General features: G+C 66.3%; 10 protein-coding genes and 1 pseudogene. 6 read left to right on the top strand and 5 right to left on the bottom strand.

Features of this window, described 5'->3' with window-relative positions:
• Nucleotides 1–22: 22 nt before the first annotated feature.
• Complete coding sequence (locus tag ISP17_RS18565) at nucleotides 23–919, bottom strand: YbaY family lipoprotein (protein ID WP_404635862.1); 897 nt, start codon at nucleotides 917–919, stop codon at nucleotides 23–25.
• Between the two features lie 214 nt (nucleotides 920–1,133).
• Between ISP17_RS18565 and ISP17_RS18560 the strand changes: the two genes are divergently transcribed.
• Nucleotides 1,134–1,868 carry a helix-turn-helix domain-containing protein gene (locus ISP17_RS18560; RefSeq protein ID WP_404635860.1) on the top strand — a complete coding sequence of 245 codons (735 nt, stop codon included), beginning with the start codon at nucleotides 1,134–1,136 and terminating at the stop codon, nucleotides 1,866–1,868.
• Between the two features lie 60 nt (nucleotides 1,869–1,928).
• Here ISP17_RS18560 and glyS read toward each other — a convergent pair whose 3' ends face one another.
• Nucleotides 1,929–4,076 (bottom strand): glycine--tRNA ligase subunit beta, encoded by a 2,148-nt coding sequence (gene glyS, locus ISP17_RS18555; RefSeq protein WP_404635858.1) that lies wholly within the window; start codon nucleotides 4,074–4,076, stop codon nucleotides 1,929–1,931.
• A complete protein-coding gene (gene glyQ, locus ISP17_RS18550) occupies nucleotides 4,073–4,981 on the bottom strand; it encodes a glycine--tRNA ligase subunit alpha (RefSeq protein WP_404635856.1) in 909 nt (302 codons plus the stop codon). Before glyQ ends, glyS begins: the two co-directional genes overlap by 4 nt.
• A 96-nt stretch (nucleotides 4,982–5,077) precedes the next feature.
• Here glyQ and ISP17_RS18545 point away from each other — a divergent pair, with 96 nt between their 5' ends.
• From ISP17_RS18545 to ISP17_RS18535, 3 genes and pseudogenes are all read left to right on the top strand, one after another.
• A complete protein-coding gene (locus ISP17_RS18545; RefSeq protein WP_404635854.1) occupies nucleotides 5,078–6,898 on the top strand; it encodes a GspE/PulE family protein in 1,821 nt (606 codons plus the stop codon).
• A 75-nt stretch (nucleotides 6,899–6,973) separates the two neighbouring features.
• Nucleotides 6,974–7,272: pseudogene (locus ISP17_RS18540) on the top strand (transposase); the annotation flags it as partial.
• A 46-nt stretch (nucleotides 7,273–7,318) separates the two neighbouring features.
• A protein-coding gene (locus ISP17_RS18535; protein ID WP_404635852.1) for an IS3 family transposase occupies nucleotides 7,319–8,433 on the top strand; the annotation gives its coding sequence in 2 pieces (ribosomal slippage) (nucleotides 7,319–7,571 and nucleotides 7,571–8,433; 1,116 coding nt in all).
• Between the two features lie 216 nt (nucleotides 8,434–8,649).
• Here ISP17_RS18535 and ISP17_RS18530 read toward each other — a convergent pair.
• Complete coding sequence (locus tag ISP17_RS18530) at nucleotides 8,650–9,804, bottom strand: phospholipase D-like domain-containing protein (RefSeq protein ID WP_404635850.1); 1,155 nt, start codon at nucleotides 9,802–9,804, stop codon at nucleotides 8,650–8,652.
• Nucleotides 9,805–10,676: 872 nt separating this feature from the next.
• Between ISP17_RS18530 and ISP17_RS18525 the strand changes: the two genes are divergently transcribed.
• Together ISP17_RS18525 and ISP17_RS18520 are read left to right on the top strand one after the other, a co-directional pair.
• On the top strand, nucleotides 10,677–12,242 hold the full coding sequence (locus ISP17_RS18525; protein WP_404635848.1) for an FAD-dependent monooxygenase: 1,566 nt from the start codon (nucleotides 10,677–10,679) through the stop codon (nucleotides 12,240–12,242).
• Nucleotides 12,239–12,721, top strand: a complete 483-nt coding sequence (locus tag ISP17_RS18520; protein ID WP_404635846.1) for a nuclear transport factor 2 family protein — start codon at nucleotides 12,239–12,241, stop codon at nucleotides 12,719–12,721. Before ISP17_RS18525 ends, ISP17_RS18520 begins: the two co-directional genes overlap by 4 nt.
• Nucleotides 12,722–12,893: 172 nt before the next feature.
• Here the strand turns inward: ISP17_RS18520 and pyrC are convergent, their stop codons facing one another.
• On the bottom strand, nucleotides 12,894–13,934 hold the full coding sequence (pyrC, locus tag ISP17_RS18515; protein ID WP_404635844.1) for a dihydroorotase: 1,041 nt from the start codon (nucleotides 13,932–13,934) through the stop codon (nucleotides 12,894–12,896).
• Nucleotides 13,935–13,951 lie beyond the last annotated feature (17 nt).

Genomic DNA, 13,951 nt, shown 5'->3' with positions numbered 1-13,951 from the left:
TACAGGAGCCGGCGCGAATCGCTTACTTGCCGGCGAGCTTCAGGATCGCCTCGGCCTGGCCCTTCAGGCTGGCCGCCTCGTCATCCGACAGGTCGCTGGTCTTGCCGCCGCTCACCACCTGCTTGAGCACCGGCTTGCCGTCCACGTCCCAGCTCACGCGCTCGGTGGCATTCGGCTTGGCGTCCTTGCTGGACTTCTTCTGCTGCACGGCGACCCAGGCCTTGCCGGTCTTGTAGGCGTAGTCGGTCTCGGTGAAGCCCTTGTCGCCGTAATCGACCTGCTCGCGGATGAACTGCACCTGCCCGTCCTTGCGGAAGACCTGCCAGCCGCGCGAGGCATCCTTCTCCAGCTTGGTGCCGGATTTGATCTTCATGCCGCCGATCTGCTTCTTCAGATCCTCGAACGCGGCCAGATCCTTCTCGGCGGGGGTCTGCTGGGCCACCAGCTGGATGCTGACCTGGTTGCTGGCGCCCTTGGTCAGCACCGGCGCCTGCAGCGGCATCTCGTAGGTGCGGTCGCCATCGACCAGATTGGCCTTCACCACGTAGAGATTGTTCGGGTTCACGTCGGCCGGATTGAATTCCAGCTCGAAGCTGACCGGGAACGCACCCACCGGCGAGATCGTCTTGGTTGCCAGCGGCGCCGGCGCTGCGGACGGGGTGGCCGTCGCATCCGCGGTGGTGCCGGCCGAGGCGGCGGAGACGTCCACCAGGCTGATCTCCAGCTTCGCCTGCGGCGACAGCTGGGCCGGTTCGCGCAGGGTGATCTGGCCAGTCACCTTGTTGCCCGCCTGCGGCGCGGCGGTGGCGGCAGCGCCGTCATCGGCCTTGCCCGGCGCCTGCTGGGGTGAAGAAGAGCTGTTGCAGCCGGCCATCGCCAGCGCAGCCACCGAAACCAGCGACCAAATTACCTTGCGCATCGTGGAACCTCATCAAACGATCTTTAACGGGCACGAACCTCGCCTGACGCGACGCGCCACGCAAAGCACCGCGGGGGAAGTGGTCAAGCTTAGCCGATAAAGCATGAAGGGGAAAAGTCAAGCGACTCGATGACCCCGCCCATGCGGCCCCCTCTAACGCAGACAGCATGCGTCGACAGAAACATGGGCCGGCAGACGAAAGATTCGCGACACTTTGACCGAGCTATTTTATAACGTCAGGCAGTGTTCCCTCTCACCGTTGCCGCGGCTGGCGCCCGGATCGCGCACGGCGGTACTTTTCCCCCCAGGCACGCCCATGAATTCTCGTCAGCACCCTGCAATGCCTCACGCCGCACTCGCGCAGGCCGCATCGATCAGTCACCCCGTCACCAGCGACGCGACCGGCCCCGGCAACAGCTTCGCCGACCGCATCCGGCTGCTGATCCAGCGCGTGGGCAGTGCTACCGAGATCGCCCGCATGTGCGGCTTTTCGGAGGGCGTGGTGCGCAGCTGGCGCGACGGCAACAGCGATCCGTCGCGCGCCCGCTGCGTTACGCTGGCCCGCACGCTGGGGATTTCGCTGGTATGGCTGGTGGCCGGTGAAGGCGCCATCCAGCCGGAGCCGCGCAGCGGCCCGGGCGAAGATCAGACCACCAGCGAGGCCCGGGAAAACCGCAGCCGTGGCGGCACCGCCACGACCACCATCGCGGCCCTGGATGAGACATCGGTGGTGCGGGTGGCCGACACCCGGCGGCTGGATGCGGCCCGCGCCATTCTTCGCGCCAACCTGTCGCTGTCCGGTAGTGAGCTCGGGACCGCGGAGCACGAACGGCTGCTCGGCGAGCTTTACGAAATCATGGGGCCGGGCGGCACGCAGATCGACGCTGGAGCCCTGCTTGCGTTCCAGCAGCGACTGGCAATGCGCCTGCGCCGCGACGCGATCGCCTGAGCCGTCGATCCGCGGGGCCGGCGCAAGGGGTGACGCCCCCTGTGCCGGCCCCGCGTTCGTTTACAGCAGGGCGATATCCGCGACCGCGCTGAACTGGTCCTTCAGCCTGGCCAGCAGCGCGAGACGATTGGCGCGCACGGCCGCGTCTGGCGCATTCACCAGCACCGAGTCGAAAAACGCATCCACCGGCGCCTGCAGCTGCGCCAGGCGCTCCAGCACGCGGCCGTAGTCGCGCTCGGTCCAGGCTCGGGCGTTGTCCTGATCCGCGGCCGCCAAGGCGTCGGCCAAGGCATGTTCGGCGGGCAATTCGAAACGCGCGGCATCGATGCCATCGGCCAGCGCGACTGCTCCGGACTCCTCGGCCTGCTTGCGCAGCAGGTTGGCGACGCGCTTGTTCGCCGCGGCGAGGCTGCTGGCCTCCGGACGGCGCGAAAAGTCAGCCACGGCACGGAGGCGGCGGTCGAAGTCCGCAAGGCTGGCGGGCGCCACCGCCAGCACCGCCTCGAACGACTGGCCGTCGAACCCGCGCTCGGCGTAGTAGCCGCGCAGGCGATCGAGCACGAAATCGTGCAGCTCGCGCTGCAGCGCCGTGCGCCGCGCGCCCGCATCGAATGCGCCGGCCTGGCCATCCTTGCCCGGCTTGATGCCCGCCTGCAGCGCCGCCTCGGGCAGCAGCTCCAGCGCCTCGGCAAATGCCGCCTGCAGATCGAGTTCGAGACCCGCCTCCACCAGCGTGCGCGCCAGACCCAGCGCGGCGCGACGCAGCGCGAACGGATCCTTGCTGCCGCTGGGCTTGAGACCCACGGCAAAGATGCCAGCCAGCGTGTCCAGCCGCTCGGCGACCGCGACCACCTGGCCCACCGCGTCGGCGGCGATCGCGTCGCCGGCGAAACGCGGCTGGTAGAAGCTGTCCAATGCGTCGGCGACGGCCGCGGGTTCGCCCTGGCGGCTGGCGTAGTAGCGACCCATCACGCCCTGCAGTTCGGGGAACTCGCCGACCATGCGGGTCAGCAGATCGCACTTGGCCAGGCTGGCGGCGCGGGTGGCCGCGCCGGCGTCCACGCCCACACGGCTGGCAATCACGCGCGACAGCTCGGCCACGCGCACGGTCTTGTCCCACAGGCTGCCCAGCGACTGCTGGTAGGTGACGTTCTTCAGCGCCTCCTGATAGCCCGCCAGCGGCGTCTTCAGATCCTCGTCCCAGAAGAACTTGGCGTCGGCGAAGCGCGGGCGGATCACGCGCTCGTAACCCTTGCGGATCTCGGACGGCTCCTTGGACTCGATATTGGCGATGCCGATGAAATGCTCGGTGAGCCGGCCCTCGGCATCGAACACCGGCACGAACTTCTGGTTCGCTTCCATCGTGGTGACCAGCGCCTCCGGCGGTACCGCCAGGAACTCGCGCTCGAACGTGCAGGCGATGGCGACCGGCCACTCGGTGAGGTTGGCGATCTCGTCCAGCAGCGCGTCGTCCAGGCGCGGCGTGCCGCCGATCTCAGCGGCGACACGGGCGACTTCGTCGCGAATGCGGTCGCGACGCGCGGCCGGGTCCACGATCACCTTGGCGGCGAGCAGCGCGTCTTCCCAGCTGTCGGCGTCCACCACGTGGATCGGCTGCGGGCGCATGAAGCGATGCCCGCGCGACTTGCGGCCGCTGGTCAGACCCATCACCTCGCCGTCGACGATCTCCGAACCGTGCAGCATCACCAGCCAGTGCACCGGGCGCACGAAGCTGTAGTCGTGGTCGGCCCAGCGCATCGGCTTGGGGATCGGCAGCGCCTTGAGTGCCTCGGCGACGATCTCCGGCAACAGCGCGGCCACCGGCTGCCCCGGCTTCACCGAGCGGTAGACGAACCACGCACCCTTGTCGGTTTCCAGCTTTTCCAGCGCATCCACGCTGACCCCGCAGGACTGTGCGAAGCCGACCAGCGCCTTGGCCGGTTGGCCGTCCGCGTCCACGCCGGCGCTCACCGCCGGGCCGCGGCGCTCGATGGTCTGCTCGGGCTGGGCTTTGGCGACGGCCGGAATATGGACGGCCAAACGACGCGGCGTGGCGAAAGTCCGCGCGGCATCGAGGCCGGCGTCGATGCCGCGCCGGGCCAGCCCGTCGCAGATGCCGCGCGCGAACGCGGCGGCCAGTTCGTCCAGCGCCTTGGGCGGCAGCTCTTCCGTGCCCAGCTCGATCAACAACGACTTGGCGGCGCTCATGCAGCCTGCTCCTGGTGCTTCTTCAGGCCCGGAAAACCGAGCTTCTCACGCTGGCCCACATAGGTTTCCGCCACGGCGCGGGCCAGCGTGCGCACGCGCAGGATGTAGCGCTGGCGTTCGGTGACGCTGATCGCGCGACGCGCATCGAGCAGGTTGAAGGTGTGGCTGGCCTTCATCACCTGCTCATAGGCCGGCAACGGCAGGTTGGCGGCGATCAATTGGTTGGCGGTGGCCTCGCACACGTCGAACCAGCGCAAGAGCTCGGGCACGTTGGCGTGCTCGAAGTTGTAAGTGCTCTGCTCGACCTCGTTCTGATGGAACACGTCGCCGTAGGTGACGACTCCACGTGGACCGTCAGTCCAGATCAAGTCATAAACGTTATCTACATTCTGCAGGTACATCGCCAGGCGCTCGAGGCCGTAGGTGATCTCGCCGGTCACCGGGCGACATTCCAGGCCGCCAGCCTGCTGGAAGTAGGTGAACTGGGTCACCTCCATGCCGTTGAGCCACACCTCCCAGCCCAGGCCCCAGGCACCGAGCGTGGGCGATTCCCAGTTGTCCTCAACGAAACGCAGGTCGTGCACCAGCGGATCGAGCCCCAGCTCCTTCAGCGAGCCGATGTACAACTCCAGGATGTTCTCCGGGTTCGGCTTCATCACCACCTGGTACTGGTAGTAGTGCTGCAGGCGGTTGGGGTTCTCGCCGTAGCGACCGTCGGTGGGACGACGCGAGGGCTGCACGTAGGCGGCCGACCACGGCTCCGGCCCGAGCGAACGCAGGAAGGTGGCGGGGTGGAACGTGCCGGCGCCGACCTCGGTGTCGAGCGGCTGCAGCAGCACGCAGCCCTGCGCCGCCCAATAGCGGTTGAGCGTCTGGATGACGTCCTGGAAGGTACGCGCGGACATGGCTTTCCGTGACCTGGGATAAAGCGCGTTAGTATAGCCGCGACCGCATGGCAGCTCGCTTTTCACGCCGTGCCGAACGTCCGGAGCACCCCGCCCATGGCAGCATCCCCGCACAGCGCACCACTGCTCGGCCGTCGCGGCCGGCTGGAACTGGACGAGACGCTGGCGGCACTGGTGGTGAATGGTTACCTGCTGGCGGAGGACGCCCGCCAGGTGCGCATGGGCAGCCGCGCCGGACGCAGCACGGTTGAGCTGCATCCGCTGGTAGTGATCGCCAACGCCAAGCTGCCGAACCAGCGCGAACCGGGCCGCCCGCTGGGGCTGGAAACGCTGACCGAATGGCTGGCTGCACAGGCCGGGCTGCCATACCTCAAGATCGATCCGATGAAGATCAACGTGGCCTCGGTGACCCAGACGGTCAGCCTGGCCTACGCGCAGCGCCACCGCATCCTGCCGGTGGCGGCAAGCCCCGGCGAGATCACCTTTGCCACCTGCGAGCCGTTCGACAACGGCTGGGCCGGCGACCTCGCGCAGATGCTCAGGCGGGACGTGCAGCGCGTGGTGTCGAGCCCGCTGGACATCAACCGCTACCTGCAGGAGTTCTACGGTGTCCAGCGCTCGATCCAGCTGGCACAGGATGCGAAGGCGGCCGGCTACGACAGCTCGGCGATCCTCAACTTCGAACAGCTGGTGGAGCTGGGCAAGGCGGGCGAGGTCGGCGCCGATGATCGCCACGTCGTGCACATCGTGGACTGGCTGCTGCAGTACGCGTTCGAACAGCGCGCCTCGGACATCCATCTCGAACCGCGCCGCGAGGCCGGTCACATGCGCTTTCGCATCGATGGCGTGATGCACAAGGTTTTCGAGCTGCCGCCGCCGGTGATGACTGCGGTGACCTCGCGCATCAAGATCCTGGCGCGCATGGACGTGTCGGAGAAGCGCCGCCCGCAGGACGGGCGCATCAAGACGCGCTCCAGTTCACTGCGCGAGGTGGAACTGCGCATCTCCACCATGCCCACCGCTTTCGGCGAGAAGGTGGTGATGCGCATCTTCGATCCGGATATCGTGTCCAAGAGCTTCGAGCAATTGGGCTTCTCGCCGATGGAGGACCGCATCTGGCGCGCCATGGTGGAGCGGCCGCACGGCATCGTGCTGGTTACCGGCCCCACCGGCTCGGGCAAGACCACCACGCTGTATTCGACGCTGAAGCATCTGGCCACGCCCGAGCTCAACGTCTGCACGGTCGAGGACCCGATCGAGATGGTCAGCGGCGAGTTCAACCAGATGCAGGTACAGGCGTCGATCGACCTCGATTTCGCCGCCGGCGTGCGCACCCTGCTGCGGCAGGACCCGGACATCATCATGGTCGGCGAGATCCGCGACCTGGAAACGGCGCAGATGGCGGTGCAGGCCTCGCTGACCGGCCACCTGGTGCTGTCGACCCTGCACACCAACGACGCGCCCAGCGCGATCACCCGCCTGCTCGATCTGGGCGTGCCGCACTATCTCATCCAATCCACGCTGACCGGCGTGGTGGCGCAGCGACTCGTGCGCACGCTTTGCGCGCACTGCAAGGCGCGGGAGGCGCAGGATCCGGACGAATGGGAGGCGCTGACCCACGGCTGGTCGATGCCGTTGCCGGCGACGGTCTATCGTCCGGTCGGCTGCCTGGAGTGCCGCAACACCGGATTCATGGGACGCACCGGTATCTACGAGATGTTGCAACTTACTCGTCCGCTGCGGGCGCGGATCTCCAGCCAGCTCGATCTGGCGGGACTCTCGGCGGCGGCACTGAAAGAAGGCATGCGGCCGCTGCGCATCTCCGCGGCCGATCAGGTGACGCAAGGGCTGACCACGGTGAAGGAAGTGCTCACTGTGATTCCGCCGATCGATCACGACGTCGATCACTCCCTCTGACCCCGTAAGCTCCCCCGCTAAGCAGACATCTCGAAAGTAGAACTTTCTGGCATCGTTCCCGAGCCAGGAGGTTCCATGAAGAAGTCGAAGTTCACCGAGACGCAGATCGTCTCGATCCTCAAGCAAGCCGACGCCGGGGTGCCCATCAAGGACATCTGTCGCCAGGCCGGCATCAGCGTGCCGACCTACTACCAGTGGAAGAGCAAGTACGGCGGTATGGAGGCCTCCGACCTCAAGCGCGTCAAGGAGCTTGAGGCCGAGAATGCCCGGCTGAAGCGGATGTATGCCGAGCTGGCGCTGGACAACGCCGCGATGAAGGACCTGATCGCAAAAAAACTGTAGGACCGGCGAGCAAGCGCGAGGCAGTGCGGTACCNCGAAAGTAGAACTTTCTGGCATCGTTCCCTAGCCAGGAGGTTCCATGAAGAAGTCGAAGTTCACCGAGACGCAGATCGTCTCGATCCTCAAGCAAGCCGACGCCGGGGTGCCCATCAAGGACATCTGTCGCCAGGCCGGCATCAGCGTGCCGACCTATTACCAGTGGAAGAGCAAGTACGGCGGCATGGAGGCCTCCGACCTCAAGCGCGTGAAGGAACTTGAGGCCGAGAATGCCCGGCTGAAGCGGATGTACGCCGAGCTGGCGCTAGACAACGCCGCGATGAAGGACCTAATCGCAAAAAAACTGTAGGGCCGGCGAGCAAGCGCGAGGCGGTGCGGTACCTGGTCGAGGTGCACGCGCGGCCGCTACGCCGGTCCTGCGAGTGCGTCGGACTGTCGCGTGCCGCGTACTACCGCCCGCCGCTGGATTGGACGGTACGCGATGCCGAGCTCATCGCTGCGTTGGCTCACCTGGTCGAGGATCGGCCGAGCCGCGGCTTCTGGAAGTGCTGTGCCCAGCTGCGCAAGGCGCGGCCGGACTGGAACCCCAAACGGATCTACCGGGTGTACAAGGCCATGAAGCTCAACCTCCGGCGGGCCGCCCGGCGCCGCTTGCCCAAGCGTGAACGCGTGGCGCTGTACGTACCACGGCTGCCCGATACGGTGTGGTCGATTGATTTCATGAGCGACGCACTCGCCTGCGGCCGCCGGTTTCGCACGTTCAACGTGGTCGACGACTTCAACCGCGAAGCGCTGCACATTGAGGTCGACACCTCGATCACTTCGACGCGATTGGTGCGCATCTTCGACCAGATCAAACGCGACCACGGGTTGCCGCAAGTGCTGCGCTCGGACAACGGGCCGGAGTTCCTGGGCGAGGCATTTACTCAGTGGGCCAAGGCCAGCGGCGTGGCCATCCAGTACATCCAGCCCGGCAAGCCCAACCAGAACGCCTACATCGAACGCTTCAACCGGACCTTCCGTGAGGAGGTCCTCGACCAGCACTTGTTCGCCCGCCTGGAGGATGTGCGTGAAGCAGCCTACTGGTGGATGCTCGACTACAACGAGCAACGCCCCCACGAATCACTCGGCGACCTGACGCCTGCCGAGTACCGTCAACAAGCCGCCAGCGGTTCTACTTTTGAAGTGTCTGCTTGACGGGGGAGCTTACGCGAGCGCAAAGCCGGACAGCGGCACACGCCCCTGGAGGGGCGCCTTCGGGTCGGAAGTCGACCCTTTTAAAGGTATTTGGGCGAGCCTGACGGCAGCAGACTGCTCGGGCTTCACCCGCCCTGACAGGGTGCTCAGCATTCTGCGTGAATTGTTTTTTTCCCTACCAATGAAGCAGCGGCCGTGCTAAACAGCCCTGCCGCGTCACTTCGAGGGGTTGTATTCCGAGGATGCCCAGATCAGCGTATCAAGTTCGGCCAAATTCTTGGCCGGATAGGCCGGATTAGCCCGCAACGCGAGGCGAAGCTTCCTGGCCAAGTCGATGTACATGCCACCTTCGCTGGACCCACGTGGCGCAGTGAACAGATTCTTTGCCAAAAATACGCGCACCGGCTTATTGAGTACAGGGTACTCCTCGGGGAATTGGAGGCACAGCATTTCCGACAGGAATGCCTTGCGTGCCTGGTTGCCTCGGGTATCGAGTCGATCGAGTTCGACCCTCACGACGTCATCACGATCACGCTTGGGGGTATTCACGATGGCAACGAACGATCTAGCCAGTTCCTGAAAGTTGGCCCGCTTGCCGAGCCGCTCCCAGCCTCTGCCTTGCAAACGGTTCCCAAGCTTCCAGCTCCAATGCTCAGGAAGCTCCCCGAAAAATTGCTTGCTAGTGATCTTTTTGTCGGCCGCGCGCTGAAACAGCCGCATTAGTCCGGTGCGTCGTCGCGCGTACGCCGCCAGATTATTTCTGCGATCGCGCAATAGCTTGGCGGCCTGTGCCGGTAGTGGCAACTTGAAGGCCGTGACGGCGGCCCCGTGATGGCGCGCGGGCCCCCGCTTGCCATTGCCGTGACCTGGTTTACGCGCAGCCTCAACATACTGGTCGAGCCAGTCCTCAGAGACGGGCACCGAACGCGCCTCGATCCACTCGATCCAGACTTTCGCCTCCTCGAACTGGTTCTCCGACACCTCAAGTACCACGTTGGCCTCCACGTTACTGTCGAACGCAGCCCGGCTCAGATTGGACGAACCGATCAGCATTAAGGTCTGCCCCGCGGAAGTCCGCCAAATGATCGCCTTGGGGTGAAAGCCTATAATCTCGTCGGCGACCATGAAATCCGACTTCCTCCCAGCTGGGAGCCATTTCAAGACCTTTCGGCAGGCCTCTTTGCGGGTGATGCCAAAGTCCTTTCCGATGATGAAGCGAAATCGTTTGCAGCTAGGCGCCAATTTGATCGCGACATCCCACTCCGTCAGGTAGGCCGACACGACGTAAAGTTCGACTGCGTCCGCAAATGCTGCTCGATAGTGACGGCCAAGCGTGCTGCGCCGCTCATCGGTGTGCAAAACGATCTCCAAGCACTCCCCCTTTGTTGAAGTGAGACGAGCCCGCGCGAACAGCGGGTCGCTTGAAGTTACGGCGTGAGTCGGACATCAAACAGACATCAGCAACCTGATTGGGAGGGCTGGCACCCTCGCCTACGCCAGGCAGTTAAGCGACGCCGGACTCTAAACCGTCCCGCTGCTCAAAGCGAGTGGACGTCGGCTGGGTGCTTGAGGCAGTGGCGGTGCGATGCCCCAGCCCCTGCGGCTAATTTATGGTTTAGTGAGGCGGCGAATTTATGCTTTAACGCACACAGACTCAGGCATCGGCTAACCCCGGGAAGGCCTGAGTATCAGGCGTTGCCTCAGAGCACCGCCGGATCTCCGGGGGCCTCTCGTTTTTGACGTTCGCTCGCGCTCCGTACCGCCACTCGTGGGATACGTCATGAGCGCGCGCGGGCGTGACGGCCAGCGGAAACTTTGGCGCCGTGCCCGATCGCCGAGCGTGAGCCCGAATGACAGTCAGGCACCTCACGCCCCGTCAAATCGAGCGTGGCGTCAAAGCCGATGCGGCAATCCGACCGAGCAAGAGCTCCGATATAGCCGGCGTCGCCTCGGTGCACGTCGCTGGACTGATAACGATCCGCTCGACTTGCCCCTGCACTTTTCCTTTGCTAATTTCCGCCGGTCGAAAATGGTGGACCGGTTTGGTGAGCCCCGGTCATCCCGCCGCGCAATGCGACGGGACATGATCCAGCCCTGGTGGGCCGCGGACCGCGACGAAGGCGGACGTGTGCCGTTCTCTCGTTGGGTCGCGCTGGAAAAGTAGTCGACGCTCCAGCCGCAACAAGAATCTGTGCCACGTCCTTCGCCGTGCCTGCGGCATCGTCATTGAAGGACTCACCACCATGCAACGCACATCCGTTCTCGTTATCGGGGGCAGCCTCGTCGGCTTGTCCGCCTCGCTTTTTCTTGCCTGGCGGGGCATCGACCTTGTCCTGGTCGACAAGCATCACGGCAGCTCGGCGCATCCGCGCGCGATGGGCTTTACCGAAACCACCCTCGAGCACTTCCGCGCCGTCGGCATCGCCGATCGCATCCCGGCCGAGCCGGCCAATGCGCGGCTTCGCCGCGCCAAGGTAACCAGCCTCTGCGGCGAGTGGATCGAGGAGACCGACTGGACGCCGGGCAAGCCCACGCAACGCAGCGCCGAGGTGTCGCCCTGCACGGGCGCGGCCATCGCGCAGGACAAGCTGGAGCCGATCCTGCGCGAGGCCGCGCTCGAGCTCGGCGCGGACATGCGGCTGGGCGTGGAGATGGTGTCCTTCCGCCAGGACGAATCGGGCGTGGTGGCGCGGCTGCGCCCGCGCGACGGCCAGCCCGAGTACGAAATCGTGGCCGATTACATGATCGCGGCCGACGGTGCGGGCAGTGCGACTCGCGCCACGCTGGGCATTGCCTGCAGCGGCGTGGGTTATCTGCGCACGCTGCGCAGCGTGCTGTTCCGCTGCCCCGCGGCCGATGCCTGGCTCGACCAGGGCATCCGCCAGTTCGCGATCGAGCAGCCGGATTTCCGTGCGTTCCTTACCACCTACGGCGACGGCCGCTGGGTGCTGATGTTCGAGGACGACCGCGAGCGCAGCGCGCAGGAACTCGAAGACGCGGTCACGCGCGCGCTGGGGCGAGACCTGCCGTTCGAGATCATCACCACGGGCCGCTGGGAGATGGCCGGCCGCATCGCGGACAGCTACGCCAGCGGGCGCGTGTTCCTCGCCGGCGACGCGGCGCACCAGTTGCCGCCCACGCGCGGCGGATTCGGCGCCAACACGGGCATCGACGATGCGTGGAATCTCGCCTGGAAGCTCGAGCGCGTGCTGACCGGGACTTCCTCACCGGCGCTGCTCGCCACCTATGACGAGGAGCGGCGGCCGATCGGCTGGCTGCGCCATCAGCAAACGTTCTCGCGGCCCGACTACGCCAGCTGGACCGGCGACCGCTTCATCCCGGAGCCGCTGTTCGACAACGATGCGATGGAGTTCGGACAGTTGGTGCGCTCGTCCGCGGTGATCAGCGCCACGGACGAGCTTCCCGCCGCGGCGTCACCTGTGCAGTGGGCCGGCCAGCCCGGTACGCGCGCGCCGCACGTCGCAATCCAACGCCGCGGCCAGGCCATGTCGACGCTCGATCTGTTCGGGCGCGGCTATGTGCTGCTGACGGCTGATCCGGCATGGCGCTCGGTAGCGGATGCGCTGCCAATCGAGCTGGTGATGGTCGGCGAAGACGTAACGTTCCCCGATGCCGAATCCTTCCCGAAGCATTTCGGTGTGGGACCGGCCGGGGCTTCCCTGGTCCGTCCCGACGGCATCGTGGCCTGGCGGGCCAGCGATGTGGCCGATGTCGCCGCGCTGCCGGACGCCTTCGCTCGGGTGGCCTGCGCGACGCGTCGCGATTCGGCGCAGGGAGTCGGCCGATGACCGGCGATCGGTGGGATCAGATCGAAGCGCGGCTGCGCCAGCTGGAAGACCGGGCGGCCATCGCCGAACTCACCGCGCGCTACGCCATCGCCGCCAATCAGGGCTGGGCGGGGGAAACCTTCGATCTTGCCGCGCTGCCCGAGGTCTTCGCGCCGGACGCGGTGTGGCACAGCCAGGCCATGGGCGTGCGCGTCGAGGGGCTGGACGCGATCGTCACGGCGGCCGATCACGCGACGCGCGCCACCGACTTCGCGATGCACAGCTACACCAATCCAGCGATCCGCATCGACGGCGACGCGGCCACGGCGCGGTGGCTTCTGTATATCGCCAGCCGACGCCATCGCGGTCCGGCGAACCTTGTCTTCATGGAGGACATCGTCGGCTACGTTCGCCTCGCGGCGGGCTGGCGCATCCAGTCCGTGGAACGTCGGTTCGGCATGGAGCTGGTGGAGGGCGCGTCGTCGCATCGAGACGGGTGAGGGCTTGCGCCTTGCCGAGCCGCGGCGCGGCAAGGCGCACTGTGTCGACGCTGTTGCCGCAGGCCGGATGAAAGCGACGCCAGGCCGCGAACATGGCGCACGATCGGAGTCGGATGCATCGAATGCTCCCCGCGTTTGATTCCTCCGGCCGAGCGCCCGTGGATGTTGCCGATCAGGAAACGATCGACCACGCCACGCTGCCGCCGGCACGCATCGGCACGCAGACGGTATCGCCCAGTGGCACGGTGTCGGGCACGGTCCAGGCGCGGCGTTCCAGCACGAGACGCTCGGTGTTGCGCGGCAGGCGGTAGAAGTCGGGGCCGTGGAAGCTGGCGAAGCCCTCCAGCCGGTCGAGCCGGCCGGCTTCTTCGAACGCCTCCGCATACAGCTCGATCGCGGCGTGCGCGGTGAAGATGCCGGCGCAGCCGCAGTCGGCCAGCTTGGCCTCGCGCGGGTGCGGCGCGCTGTCGGTGCCGAGGAAGAAGCGCGGGTCGCTGCTGGTGGCTGCCCCCAGCAGCGCCTGGCGATGCTGCTCTCGCTTGAGCACGGGCGCGCAGTAGTGGTGCGGGCGCACGCCGCCGTCGAACAGCGCGTTACGGTTGAGCAGCAGGTGGTGGACGGTGATCGTGGCGGCCACGTGGCTGCCTTGCGCCTGCACGAACTGCACGGCGTCGGCGGTGGTGATGTGCTCGAACACCACGCGCAGCTTGGGGAAGCGCGCGCGCAGCGGCACCATGTGCTGGTCGATGAAGGTCTTCTCGCGATCGAACACATCCACCGCCGGGTCGGTCACCTCGCCGTGCACCAGCAGCGGCAGGTCGGCCTGTTCCATCGCCTCCAGCACCGGGTAGACGGTGGAGAGATCGGACACGCCGGCGGCGGAATTGGTGGTGGCGCCCTGCGGATAGAACTTCACGCCGAACACCTGGCCGCTGGCCTTGGCCGCGAAGATTTCCTCCGGCGTGGTCTGCCGCGTGAGGTACAGCGTCATCAGCGGCTCGAACGACATGCCAGCGGGCACCGCGGCGAGGATGCGCTCGCGGTAGGCCAGCGCCTGCGCCACGGTGGTCACCGGCGGCTTCAGGTTGGGCATCACGATGGCGCGGGCGAAGCGTCGCGCGGTGTGCCCGACCACCGAGGCCAGCGCCTCGCCGTCGCGCAGGTGCAGGTGCCAGTCGTCGGGGCGGACGATGTCCAGTCGGTCCGTGCTCATGGGCCGTTCCTCGTTGG

Source organism: Dyella ginsengisoli (assembly GCF_044904665.1).
Lineage (GTDB): Bacteria > Pseudomonadota > Gammaproteobacteria > Xanthomonadales > Rhodanobacteraceae > Dyella_A > Dyella_A ginsengisoli.
This window is presented reverse-complemented; position numbering and strand designations above follow the sequence as displayed.

Bases quoted from the DNA above. Each gene is read 5' to 3' on its own strand.
- ISP17_RS18565 (WP_404635862.1), bottom strand. From the start codon at position 919: ATGCGCAAGGTAATTTGGTCGCTGGTTTCGGTGGCTGCGCTGGCGATG.
- glyS (WP_404635858.1), bottom strand. From the start codon at position 4,076: ATGAGCGCCGCCAAGTCGTTGTTGATCGAGCTGGGCACGGAAGAGCTG.
- glyQ (WP_404635856.1), bottom strand. From the start codon at position 4,981: ATGTCCGCGCGTACCTTCCAGGACGTCATCCAGACGCTCAACCGCTAT.
- ISP17_RS18545 (WP_404635854.1), top strand. From the start codon at position 5,078: ATGGCAGCATCCCCGCACAGCGCACCACTGCTCGGCCGTCGCGGCCGG.
- ISP17_RS18525 (WP_404635848.1), top strand. From the start codon at position 10,677: ATGCAACGCACATCCGTTCTCGTTATCGGGGGCAGCCTCGTCGGCTTG.
- ISP17_RS18520 (WP_404635846.1), top strand. From the start codon at position 12,239: ATGACCGGCGATCGGTGGGATCAGATCGAAGCGCGGCTGCGCCAGCTG.
- pyrC (WP_404635844.1), bottom strand. From the start codon at position 13,934: ATGAGCACGGACCGACTGGACATCGTCCGCCCCGACGACTGGCACCTG.